The following is an 11184-nucleotide window of genomic DNA, read 5'->3' on the forward strand; positions in this document are numbered from 1 at the left end:
AACTATTTACCTTCCGCTTGCTTGCGCTTTGCGGCGATAATCCCTTCCGCACGCCGCATAAAATCCGAGAGCCTAGTGGCGGCAGCCACCACCGCGGGGCCATGAACCCTGCCCGGTTGGCGCCCCATACGATCGATGGGGCCGGAAACACTAAGAGCTGCGACCACCTTGCCAGAAGCTAAGCGTACCGGAGCGGAAACCGAGGCTAACCCGGGTTCGCGTTCACCGATGGATTGGGCCCAACCCCGGCGGCGGACTACCGAAAGCTGGGTGGCGGTAAAAGAAGCCCCCTGTAAGCCGCGGTGCAGGCGGTCAGGTTCCTCCCAGGCCAGTAAAATCTGAGCCGCAGAACCGGCTTTCATGGACAGTGCCGAGCCGGTAGGCGTGGAGTCGCGTAGCCCCAAAGGGGACTCGCAACTGGCAACCACGATTCGCTGATCTCCCTGGCGGCGATACATTTGAGTAGATTCTTGGGTGTGTTCGCAAAGCGCTTTGAGAATCGGGCGTGCGGAAGCAAGCAGACGATCTTCACCAGCAGCTGAAGCCAGTTCCCCGATTCGCGGACCGAGAATAAAACGCCCATTAACATCGCGCGCCACAAAACGGTGATACTCCAAAGCAACCGCCAGGCGATGGGCAGTAGGACGTGCCAGACCGGTACTGGTGACTAGCTGAGCCAGAGTACCCGGCCCCGCCTCTAGCGCACTTAGGACGAGTGCGGCCTTGTCGAGAACCCCGACCCCGCTTCCTTCAGTTTGATTGTCCATGTTCTGATACTGCCATCTTAAAGCGTGGAATTCCAACTACACTTTCCGAAGATACAGCAAATCAGGGGCGTAAAACCTAGGAGGTGCGCATGGCTAAGACCTTGGCAGAAAAAGTTTGGGCTGCTCACGTGGTTAAACATGGCGAAAACGGAGCGCCTGACCTGCTATATATCGACCTACATTTATGCCATGAAGTAACTAGCCCCCAGGCCTTCGCGGGCTTGCGGATGGCGGGACGAAAAGTACGCCGGCCGGACCTGACTATTGCCACCGAGGATCACAACACCCCCACGGTGGATATCGATTTGCCGATAAAAGACCAGACTTCCGCCACCCAGATTCATACCTTGCGGGAAAATGCTAAAGAGTTTGGAATCCGCCTGCACTCTCTGGGGGATGCTGATCAAGGGATCGTGCACGTGGTGGGTCCGCAACTAGGACTGACCCAACCGGGGATGACGATCGTGTGCGGCGACTCCCACACCTCTACTCACGGAGCCTTCGGAGCCTTAGCTTTTGGGATTGGTACCTCTCAGGTAGAGCAAGTATTGGCCACCCAGACACTGCCGCTAAAACCTTTTAAAACTATGGCGGTTAATATCCCCGGGAAGCTCCGCCCGGGAGTGTTTGCCAAAGATATTATATTGGCGATTATCGCCAAGATTGGCACCGGCGGTGGACAGGGATACGTGATTGAATACCGCGGGGAAGCTATCGAAAACCTCTCGATGGAAGGCCGGATGACCGTGTGCAATATGTCGATTGAGGCGGGCGCGCGGGCAGGTATGATTGCCCCCGACCAAACCACTTTTGACTATATTAAAGGACGCCCGCACGCTTCCGAAGGCGAGCAGTGGGAAAAAGCCGTGCGCTACTGGCAGAGCCTGCGAAGTGACCCGGACGCCGAGTTTGACCGGGAAGTCACGATCCCCGCTGAAAGCATCGAACCCTTTGTCACCTGGGGAACTAATCCGGGGCAAGGGGTGGCGCTGAGCGGAAAAGTGCCCGACCCCGAGCAGATGCGCACCGATAGCGAGCGAGATTCCGCCCGGCGAGCCCTCGAATATATGGGGTTAACCCCGGGTACCCCGATGCGTGACATTCAAGTGGATACAGTGTTCATCGGCTCTTGCACCAACGGGCGAATCGAAGATTTACGCACCGTAGCCCAGGTTTGGCAGGGGCGTAAAAAATCTGAGGACGTTCGGGTATTGGTAGTTCCCGGTTCGGCGCGGGTGCGTCTGCAGGCCGCGGCCGAGGGGCTGGATAAAATCTTCACCAGCTTCGGGGCCGAGTGGCGCAACGCCGGATGCTCAATGTGTCTGGGAATGAATCCCGACAAACTGGGGGAGAAGGAGCGCTCCGCCTCCACCTCGAACCGTAACTTTGAGGGGCGGCAAGGAAAGAATTCGCGTACGCACCTGGTGTCGCCGGCGATTGCCGCTGCCACCGCAGTTACCGGACATCTAGCTAGTCCGCAGGAGTTACCGACAGTATCTACCAGGAAAGAGGTATAAGCGATGAAAAAGTTTATTTCCCATACCGGTATTGGGGTGCCGCTGCGGCGCTCGAATGTAGATACTGACCAGATTATTCCGGCGGTCTATCTAAAACGGGTGACCAAAACCGGCTTCGAGGACGGACTGTTTGCTGCCTGGCGGCAAGATAAAGACTTTGTACTAAATCTCGCTCCCTTTAGAAACGGATCGATTCTGGTGGCGGGCCCTGATTTTGGTACTGGATCCAGTCGCGAACACGCAGTTTGGGCATTGCGTGACTACGGATTCCGAGTAGTGTTGGCTCCCAAGTTTGCCGATATTTTCCGCGGTAATTGCGAAAAGGACGGGATGGTAGCGGCAGTTATTAGTCCGGAGGATTGCCAGGCCCTATGGAAAATGTTAGAGGCGGAGCCGGGCAAAGAAATCACAGTTGACTTAGAAAAACGACTGGTTACTTGCGGTTCTTTTAGCTGCAGTTTCCAAATTGACGACTACACTCGCTGGCGGCTGTTGGAAGGGCTAGACGATATCGACCTTACTTTGCGTGATGAGGAGGCGATTAGCGCCTATGAGGAAGCAAGGCCGGATTTCATGCCGCGTACCCTGCCCGCTAAGCATCTGCCCCCAGCTGAGGTAGTTTCTGCCCGGGAAGTTACCCTCGGGATTCCTGAGGTCAAGCGCTCTTAATCTCGTAGCGTAAAACCTGCTTTTGTCCAGGTGGCTTTCCCCAAGGTTTATCTTTGCTCTTAGCCTAGTTTTCTTGAAAACACCCTTGTTAATAGGGTATTTTCTCCCAGTTGTCTACTTGAAGTCGCGCAGGCAGGTAGACTGGGAACACTGGGAAAAGCGGAAAGGGAAGTAACACGTGGAACCGGTTCTAGAAGTGCAAGGCGGACATCCGCTGACAGGTCGTATTAAGGTGCGGGGGGCAAAGAATTTTGTACCTAAAGCGATGGTAGCGGCGCTGTTAGGGAAAACTCCTTCCGTCTTGAAAAATGTGCCACTTATTCGTGACGTAGATATTGTCTGCGGTTTGCTGGAACTGCACGGAGTGAAAACCGACTACGATTCCGCTAGTGGACAATTGTTTATTGACCCCTCTAATATCGAGGCTGCCCAGGTGGCCAGTATCGATACCCTGGCAGGTTCTTCGCGAATCCCGATCCTATTCTGTGGGCCACTCCTACACCGCCTCGGGGAAGCGATCATACCTGACCTGGGTGGGTGCGTAATCGGGACTCGTCCTATTGATTTCCACCTGTCGATTCTGCGTTCTTTTGGGGCGCAGGTAGACAAGATGCGTTCCGGCATTCATATCGCCGCTCCAGAAGGTTTGCGGGGAGCAGTCATCGAACTGCCCTACCCTTCAGTAGGCGCAACTGAACAGACCCTGCTGGCGGGGGTACAAGCCGAGGGGATTACGGAGCTGCGTGGTGCCGCCATTGAACCGGAAATCATGGATTTGATCAATGTGCTGCAAAAGATGGGCGCCATCATCAGCGTAGATACTGATCGCACTATCCAGATTGAAGGGGTCGAAAACCTGGAAGGTTTCACTCACACCGCCCTCTCCGATCGCATCGAGGCCGCCTCCTGGGGGTCAGCCGCCCTCGCCACCCACGGAGATATTTTTGTGGAGGGCGCCTCCCAGCCGGAAATGATTACCTTCCTTAATGTGTTCCGCAAGGTGGGGGGCGCATTCTCGGTGGAACGAGACGGGATTCGTTTCTATCATCCAGGCGGGGAACTAAAACCGATTGTGCTAGAAACCAATGTGCATCCCGGATTTATGACTGACTGGCAGCAACCCTTGGTGGTGGCGCTCACCCAGGCTCACGGACTGTCAATCGTGCATGAAACCGTCTATGAGCAGCGTTTTGGATTCACCACCGCCCTCAATAAGATGGGGGCGCAAATTCAACTGTATCGGGAATGTCTAACCGGATTGGCCTGCAGATTCGGGCAAAGAAACTATTATCATTCGGCGGCGATTTCCGGGCCGACCCCGCTGCACGGAGCCGATATTACCATCCCCGACCTGCGGGGAGGGTTCTCCCATTTAATTGCGGCGCTGGCCGCCGAAGGGAAATCTACAGTCCGCGGAATCGATATGATTAGCCGCGGGTACGAGCATTTCCTTACTAAACTGGGAACATTAGGTGCGCAAGTCAAGCTGGAAAAATAAGGGGTAAGCATGGCCGGTAAATTTTCTCGCTTCTATAAGTTTTGTGTACGCGTAGCGCGTATACCTGTAGGGGCGGTCACCCGCCGGCATTGGGAAGGGCAAGAAAACCTGCCTAAAGAGGGCGGGTTTGTGGCTGTTGTTAACCACATTTCCGAGTTCGATTCCATGACCATGATGCACTTTATGACCAGTGCGGGATATCCGGTGCGAGTTCTTTGTAAAGAGGAACTTTTCAAGGTTCCGGTGTTGGGTTCGATTTTGCGTGCTTGCGGGCAAATTCCGGTTTATCGGGAATCCACCCACTCCCGGGACGCGCTTTCTGCCGCGATTAAGGGGCTGCAAGCAGGCGAATGTATCACGGTTTACGGGGAAGGCACCTTGACTCGAGATCCCGATTTTTGGCCGATGCGGATGAAAACCGGGGCGGTGCGGATGGCGCTGCGTGCGCGAGTGCCGCTGGTTCCGGTGGTGCAGTGGGGGGCGCAGGATGTGCTGGATCGTTACGCTCGCCGTCCAGACTTGAAGGGTAAAAAGGATGTGTGGGTACATGCTCTGCCCGCCGTAGACCTATCTGACCTGTATGATCGGGCTGATGATCCTGAAGCTTGGTATCAGGCTACCGAAAGAATAGAAGCGGCGATTTGCCGCGGCCTGGAACAGATTCGAGGAATAAAAATGCCGCACCGTCCTCTAGATCGTAAATCTGCCCGGATGCCCTCAAAGAAACAATTAGGGGTAGCTGCGAAGGCATGGCGAGCAGATCACCCCGAAAAGCCGGTAACTGCGCGGGAACTAGGAGAGCTCGGCCCTTATCTTAAAGGCGGTTCTACCAGCACTAACCCTGAGTCTCAACAGGAGGGGTAGTTCGTTATGTCCGCCTCCTCCGTTCGCAAAGTCGCTGTGCTCGGCGCCGGAGCTTGGGGAACCGTATTTGCGCAAATACTTGCGGATGCTGGCAATGAGGTACGGATCTGGGCGCGGCGAGCAGAACTTGCCGAACAAATCAACGCGGGCGAAAATCCGCGGTACGTGCCGGGAATAAAACTGCATGGACTCAGTGCCGCTAGTGACCTGGAATGGGTTTGCCAAGGTGTCGGGATGGTAGTGGTGTCGATTCCTTCAAATGGGGTGCGCGCCCTCATGGAGCAAGTCCGTGACTTTCTTCCCCTAAATGCCACCGTGATTTCGCTGGTAAAAGGGTTAGAAGCAGGAACCTTGCAAGTAATGACGGAAGTTATCTCCGAGGCCGGACGGATACACCCTTCCCGGATAGTGGCGGTGTCGGGGCCGAACCTTTCTGGCGAGATTGCCCGACACGAACCCACCGGAGCCGCCGTTGCCGGGGAAGACTCTTGGCGCGCAGGCTTGGTGGCTTCGCGCATTCACACCCATTATTTCCGTCCCTATGTGGCAGAAGATGTAGTGGGGGTAGAAATCGGCGGGGTAGTCAAGAACATTGTCGCTATGGCGGTTGGCGCCGCTGAAGGTCTGGGACTGGGAGTCAACTCCCGTTCTTTCCTGATTACTCGCGGGCTGGCCGAAATGGTGCGTCTCGGGGTAGCGATGGGCGCAAAGTCAGATACCTTCCTGGGACTAGCGGGACTGGGCGACCTGGTAGCAACCTGCTCTTCCTCATCCTCCCGCAATTTTGCTTTCGGTTATCGACTAGGGCAGGGGATGGATATTTCCCAGGCGCTGGAGGCTTCGGCGGGCACGGTCGAGGGGGCACGCTCGTGTCCGGTAGTGCGCGAATTGGCGCATAAGAAGGGAGTTTCAATGCCGATTAACTCCGCCGCCTATCGGGTGATTAGTGGTAAACAGACTTTAGAAGAAGCGTTAGTATCTTTGAGTACTGGGCCGCGGGTAACTGATGGACCCAGCGCGCGAATGGTATAGAGAGGACAGGCCATGACGCCAAGCGATAAAAGTAAACCTCGGGTATTAGTGCTGTTCGGGGGAGAATCCGGGGAGCATGGGATTTCTTGTGCGACCGCGGCCGGGGTTGTCGAGGCGATCGACCATGACCGTTTCGAGGTAGTTACCGTAGGGATTACCCCGCAGGGACAGTGGGTACCGGTAGATTTTAGTTCCGACCAGTTCCAAATATCCGAGGAGGGAGTGGCTCAGGTTCCTGCCGCAAACCGGCAGCTTTTCTTGTCCCCTGGAGACGGTCATGTGGTGAGCTTGCCCACCCAGCTGGGACCAGAATTTTCCCTTGCTGATTTGGGCAGTTTTGATGTGGTGTTTCCCTTGCTGCACGGGCCTTTCGGTGAAGATGGAACTGTGCAGGGACTGCTAGAAATGATGCACTTGCCCTATGTGGGTTGCGGGGTATTAGCTTCGGCGGCTGCGATGGATAAACCCACCACTAAGATACTTTTACATGAGGCTAATCTGCCGGCCGGAAGATGGGAAACTGTGACCGCGAGTCAGTGGAGCCATGACCGTTCCGGGGTGCTGGAGCGGTTGGCACACCTGGGACTGCCGGTCTTTGTAAAACCCGCGCGCGCCGGCTCCTCTTTAGGGATTACTAAAGTGAGCAACGCAGACGCTATGGAAGCAGCAGTTATCAAGGCACAAGCGGTGGATCCCCGGGTGATTGTGGAACAGGAGCTAACCGGTTTTGAGGTGGAATGCGCGGTGTTGCAGGGAGCTGACGGGCGTCCTCGTACCACTGAGCCGGGGAAAATCGCTATGCGCGATGACGTGGTATTTTATGACTACAAAACCAAGTATTTCGGGGAAGACAGCGTCAGTTTAGAAATCCCGGCGAAGATACCCGAGCATTTGGCTACCCAGGTGCGCGAGATTGCCGCCAAGGCGTTCGAGGCGCTGGGGTGTGAAGGGTTAGCGCGGGTAGACTTTTTTGTCGATCCCGAGAAGGATTCGGTGGTAATTAACGAGGTGAACACCATGCCCGGGTTTACCCCGTTTTCTATGTACCCCAAATTATGGGAACATATGGGTATTGGGTATTCCCAGCTTATGGAGGAATTGATTTCTTTAGCGCTGGCGCGTCCGGTGGGGTTGAGATAACAAACATCGGAAAAATGGAGTTCATTTCCTGAGCTAACGAAGAACTAAACAATTAGGGTTGGAGATATGGCGAAGAAACGCGTGACCTTGGTAACTTGTGCACAGTATCCGAATTTATCTGAGGACGAGGCGGGACTGGTTGATGAATTAAACTCTCGCGGAGTCGATGCCCGGATTGCGATTTGGAATGATCCCGAGGTGGATTGGGAAGAAGCAGGGGTATGCGTAATCCGTTCGGTGCGCGACTATGCCGCTCACCAGGAGGAGTTCGTGCAGTGGGCACATCAGGTTCCCCGCTTGTTAAACCCGGCAGATGTTGTCAAATGGGCAACAGACAAACACTACCTGCTGCAGCTGGAGGAGCGGGGAGTTCCGGTGATTCCTACTACCTGGCTACAGCCGGAACAAAAGCTTAATAAACACCAGGTACATACCCGTTTTCCCGCTTCCGGTGAGTTCGTAGTTAAACCGGCGGTTTCTTCCGGGGGGCGCGAAATGGGACGTTACGACGCCAATAATGGGACGGCCCGGACGGCGGCCATCACTCACGCCTACAGCCTGTTACAAGAGGGACGTTCGGTGATGGTTCAGCGTTACCTCTCGCAGGTAGATGAACACGGCGAATACTCCCTGGTCTATATGAATGGAGTGTTGTCGCACTCGGTAGAAAAAGCCGCTATGCTCACTAACCCGAATACCACCGAAGTGCAGGCCGACGAGGAAGTCACCGGAAACCGGCAACCCAAACCGGAAGAATGGATGTTCGGGGAAAAGGTACGTTCCGCAATCCACTCGATGATTAAAGACCGCTTGGGACACGATCAGCACCTGCTGTTCTTGCGGATAGATATCGTTCCCGATGGCAAAGGTTCTTACTACCTGATGGAAGTTTCCCCGGTAGACGGTTCGCTATATCTACGTACGCGCGAGGACGGGATTGCTACTTTTGCCGACGCGATTTGTAACCGGGTCTTTTGGTAAGAACAGTATTTGACCTGCGCTAAGGGCAGGTGTGAGCGGATACATAGGCTAGCTTAGCGACAATAATTTTATCTGGAGCCTTTGGTTAGATAAAGTGGGTATTCGTTGCTATGCGATAAATGGTGGCTGTAGTTCAGTTGGTAGAACGCCTGGTTGTGGTCCAGGAGGTCGCGGGTTCGAGCCCCGTCAGCCACCCCATACGGCAGCTGTGTTGCAGTTTGCCGCAGAGGCGGTTCAAATGATTCCTTGGGCTTGCGGTGGCAGATAACACACTGTCTGGACAGGGATTTTGTTTGATAAACGCCGCTGGTATCGACTAGCCTAGTTAGTCGGTGCCGGTTGTTTGGAAGACCGGCTGGGTTCGGTTTTCCGGACAAAAGAAAATGTACGTGACTAAGGAAATGAGCAGCAAAGTGGTCTACGCGATCGTCAAGGCGGGCGGACGTCAAGAAAAGGTCTCCGTCGGGGATGTAGTCGTCGTCGACAAGCTGGCAGCAGAGGTTGGCGATACTGTCGATTTCAAGCCAGTGATGGTAGTTGACGGTGACAAGGTCACCTCCGACGCCGCTGATCTAGAGAAAATCAAGGTAACGGCAGAGGTCTTAGAACAGACCAAAGGACCGAAGATTCGGATTCAGAAGTTCAAGAATAAGACCGGTTATACTCGCCGCATGGGCCACCGCGCAAAGCTGACCCAGGTAAAGATCACCGAGATCGCCTAACCTCAGGCAAGAAAGGAAAAGAAAATGGCACATAAGAAAGGGCTGGGTTCCTCTTCTAACGGCCGTGACTCTAACCCGCAGTACCTGGGGATCAAGCGTTACGGTGGGGAAAACGTCAACGCCGGAGAAATCCTGGTTCGTCAACGGGGCAGCAAATACCACCCGGGAATGAACGTAGGGAAGGGTAAGGATGACACCCTCTTTGCTCTGGCCGCCGGATCGGTAGAGTTCGGTCGCCGGCGTGGCCGTAAAGTCGTAAACGTGGTTTCGGCTTAACGCAAAGCTAATAGCTTAGAGGTAGCGGGGTCGCCTAGCGACCCCGCTACACTTATATAGCAACAGGTGTGTGGTTAGTAATGGCTTTTCAGCCAGGGCGCTAAGGAGTAATCATGGCCAGTTTTGTAGATCGAGTAAAAATCGATGTTACCGCCGGGAATGGTGGTAATGGCTGCGTCAGCATCCGGCGCGAGAAATATAAACCGCTGGGTGGTCCCGATGGGGGAGATGGGGGACGTGGCGGCAGCGTTTTCTTAGAGGTTGATCCCCAGTCACATACCCTGCTCGACTACCACCATTTGCCGCATCGTAAAGCCACTAACGGCACTCCCGGAATGGGGGACAATCGCGAGGGCGCGAATGGCGAAGATCTGGTGTTGCCGGTTCCTCCCGGCACCGTGGTTAAAGCCGAAGATGGCGAAATCCTGGCTGACCTGCAAGGAGCGGGTTCTCGCCTGGAAGTTGCACGCGGAGGTGCTGGCGGGAAAGGCAATGCGGCACTGGCTACTCGCAAACGTAAAGCCCCTGGATTTGCTCTTTTGGGTGAGGAGGGTGAATCTTGCGTCCTCATCTTGGAACTAAAATCAATGGCCGATGTGGGACTGGTGGGGTTCCCCTCCTCCGGAAAGTCTTCTCTGATAGGAGCGATTTCCGAGGCTAAACCGAAGATTGCGGATTACCCGTTCACAACCTTGGTTCCGAATCTGGGAGTGGTCAAGGCTGGGGAGGAACGTTTTACGGTGGCGGATGTTCCGGGTCTGATTCCTGGTGCCTCTCAAGGTAAAGGGTTGGGTCTGGATTTCCTGCGCCATATTGAACGTTGCGCGGTGATTGCGCACGTGGTGGACTGCGCCAATATGGAAGCTGACCGTAATCCGGTCGACGATATCAAGGCTCTGGAAGCGGAGCTGGCAGCCTATGAAAGTGACCTGGACGAAGTTTCTGGTTATATTCCTTTAGCTGATCGACCTCGGGTGATCATCCTCAATAAGATGGATATTCCCGACGCCCTAGAGATGGCAAAATTGCAGGCAAAACAGCTTGCGGAGTTCGGGTGGCCGATGTATGCGGTTTCTGCGGTCAGTGGCCGTGGTTTGGAGGCCTTGGTATTCGCCCTGGCAGAAATGGTTATGGAACTGCGCCAGCGAGAGCCAGAAACTGAAGCCCAACCCTTGCAGGTACTGCGACCCCGTGCCGTGGGGGAAGCCGGGTTTACGGTCACACCCCAAAAAACTGGGCAGGGACTGGTATATCAAGTGCAGGGAGAAAAACCGGAACGCTGGGTTAAACAGACTGATTTTGCCAATGATGAGGCAATCGGATTTCTCGCGGACCGGCTTTACACTTTGGGAGTAGAAACCGAATTAATTAAAGTCGGTGCTACCAGTGGAGATACTGTGGTGATTGGTCCAATGGAGGGCGGAGTTATCTTTGACTTCGAGCCTTTCCAGTCGGCTGGTGCCGAACTATTGGGGGCACGGGGGCAAGATCTACGTCTTGAGGAATCGACCCGGCGCACTAACCAGGAACGGCGCGAACAATACCACCAGATGATGGACGGGAAAGAGGAAGCCCGCCAGAATCTGCGGGAGGAAGCGGAGGCCGGGCTATGGACGGATCCTTCCGCAGACTAAGGGATATCTTCCCCAAGACAGCTGTTTTGCAGACAAAATATTTACTTAAGTCAAGAAGCGCGATAAAGCATATTAGCACTGGCT

Annotated in this window: 11 protein-coding genes and 1 tRNA gene; 11 read left to right on the plus strand and 1 reads right to left on the minus strand. The window is 54.8% G+C overall.

Annotated features, from left to right (window positions below):
• Positions 1-2 precede the first annotated feature (2 nt).
• Positions 3-767 (minus strand): IclR family transcriptional regulator, encoded by a 765-nt coding sequence (locus KO216_RS01180; RefSeq protein WP_215522456.1) that lies wholly within the window; start codon positions 765-767, stop codon positions 3-5.
• An 89-nt stretch (positions 768-856) separates the two neighbouring features.
• Between KO216_RS01180 and leuC the strand changes: the two genes are divergently transcribed.
• The 11 genes from leuC (at position 857) to obgE (ending at position 11100) form a co-directional block, all read left to right on the plus strand.
• Positions 857-2284 carry a 3-isopropylmalate dehydratase large subunit gene (leuC, locus tag KO216_RS01185; RefSeq protein ID WP_215522457.1) on the plus strand — a complete coding sequence of 476 codons (1428 nt, stop codon included), beginning with the start codon at positions 857-859 and terminating at the stop codon, positions 2282-2284.
• Positions 2285-2287: 3 nt separating this feature from the next.
• Entirely contained in the window at positions 2288-2953 is a 666-nt protein-coding gene (gene leuD / locus KO216_RS01190; RefSeq protein ID WP_215522460.1) for a 3-isopropylmalate dehydratase small subunit, read from the plus strand.
• Positions 2954-3131: 178 nt separating this feature from the next.
• On the plus strand, positions 3132-4451 hold the full coding sequence (gene murA / locus KO216_RS01195) for a UDP-N-acetylglucosamine 1-carboxyvinyltransferase (RefSeq protein ID WP_215522464.1): 1320 nt from the start codon (positions 3132-3134) through the stop codon (positions 4449-4451).
• Between the two features lie 9 nt (positions 4452-4460).
• Entirely contained in the window at positions 4461-5315 is an 855-nt protein-coding gene (locus KO216_RS01200; RefSeq protein WP_215522465.1) for a lysophospholipid acyltransferase family protein, read from the plus strand.
• A 6-nt stretch (positions 5316-5321) separates the two neighbouring features.
• Complete coding sequence (locus KO216_RS01205; protein ID WP_215522467.1) at positions 5322-6347, plus strand: NAD(P)H-dependent glycerol-3-phosphate dehydrogenase; 1026 nt, start codon at positions 5322-5324, stop codon at positions 6345-6347.
• Between the two features lie 12 nt (positions 6348-6359).
• Positions 6360-7487, plus strand: a complete 1128-nt coding sequence (locus KO216_RS01210) for a D-alanine--D-alanine ligase family protein (RefSeq protein WP_215522468.1) — start codon at positions 6360-6362, stop codon at positions 7485-7487.
• A 66-nt stretch (positions 7488-7553) separates the two neighbouring features.
• Positions 7554-8468, plus strand: a complete 915-nt coding sequence (locus KO216_RS01215; RefSeq protein WP_215522469.1) for an ATP-grasp domain-containing protein — start codon at positions 7554-7556, stop codon at positions 8466-8468.
• Positions 8469-8590: 122 nt separating this feature from the next.
• Positions 8591-8666 (plus strand) — tRNA-His (locus tag KO216_RS01220).
• 203 nt (positions 8667-8869) lie between these two features.
• Entirely contained in the window at positions 8870-9190 is a 321-nt protein-coding gene (rplU, locus tag KO216_RS01225; RefSeq protein ID WP_215523997.1) for a 50S ribosomal protein L21, read from the plus strand.
• Positions 9191-9214: 24 nt separating this feature from the next.
• A complete protein-coding gene (gene rpmA / locus KO216_RS01230) occupies positions 9215-9466 on the plus strand; it encodes a 50S ribosomal protein L27 (RefSeq protein ID WP_215522470.1) in 252 nt (83 codons plus the stop codon).
• Between the two features lie 113 nt (positions 9467-9579).
• Positions 9580-11100: a GTPase ObgE gene (gene obgE, locus KO216_RS01235; protein WP_215522472.1), complete on the plus strand. Its 1521-nt coding sequence runs from the start codon at positions 9580-9582 to the stop codon at positions 11098-11100.
• Positions 11101-11184: the final 84 nt, after the last annotated feature.

The organism is Varibaculum prostatecancerukia (assembly GCF_943169825.2).
GTDB lineage: Bacteria > Actinomycetota > Actinomycetes > Actinomycetales > Actinomycetaceae > Varibaculum > Varibaculum prostatecancerukia.

What these genes read in the sequence shown, in the direction of transcription:
- obgE (WP_215522472.1), top strand. Translation starts at nt 9,580, where the DNA reads ATGGCCAGTTTTGTAGATCGAGTAAAAATCGATGTTACCGCCGGGAAT.
- leuD (WP_215522460.1), top strand. Translation starts at nt 2,288, where the DNA reads ATGAAAAAGTTTATTTCCCATACCGGTATTGGGGTGCCGCTGCGGCGC.
- KO216_RS01210 (WP_215522468.1), top strand. Translation starts at nt 6,360, where the DNA reads ATGACGCCAAGCGATAAAAGTAAACCTCGGGTATTAGTGCTGTTCGGG.
- rplU (WP_215523997.1), top strand. Translation starts at nt 8,870, where the DNA reads ATGAGCAGCAAAGTGGTCTACGCGATCGTCAAGGCGGGCGGACGTCAA.
- rpmA (WP_215522470.1), top strand. Translation starts at nt 9,215, where the DNA reads ATGGCACATAAGAAAGGGCTGGGTTCCTCTTCTAACGGCCGTGACTCT.
- KO216_RS01205 (WP_215522467.1), top strand. Translation starts at nt 5,322, where the DNA reads ATGTCCGCCTCCTCCGTTCGCAAAGTCGCTGTGCTCGGCGCCGGAGCT.
- KO216_RS01180 (WP_215522456.1), bottom strand. Translation starts at nt 767, where the DNA reads ATGGACAATCAAACTGAAGGAAGCGGGGTCGGGGTTCTCGACAAGGCC.
- KO216_RS01215 (WP_215522469.1), top strand. Translation starts at nt 7,554, where the DNA reads ATGGCGAAGAAACGCGTGACCTTGGTAACTTGTGCACAGTATCCGAAT.
- leuC (WP_215522457.1), top strand. Translation starts at nt 857, where the DNA reads ATGGCTAAGACCTTGGCAGAAAAAGTTTGGGCTGCTCACGTGGTTAAA.
- KO216_RS01200 (WP_215522465.1), top strand. Translation starts at nt 4,461, where the DNA reads ATGGCCGGTAAATTTTCTCGCTTCTATAAGTTTTGTGTACGCGTAGCG.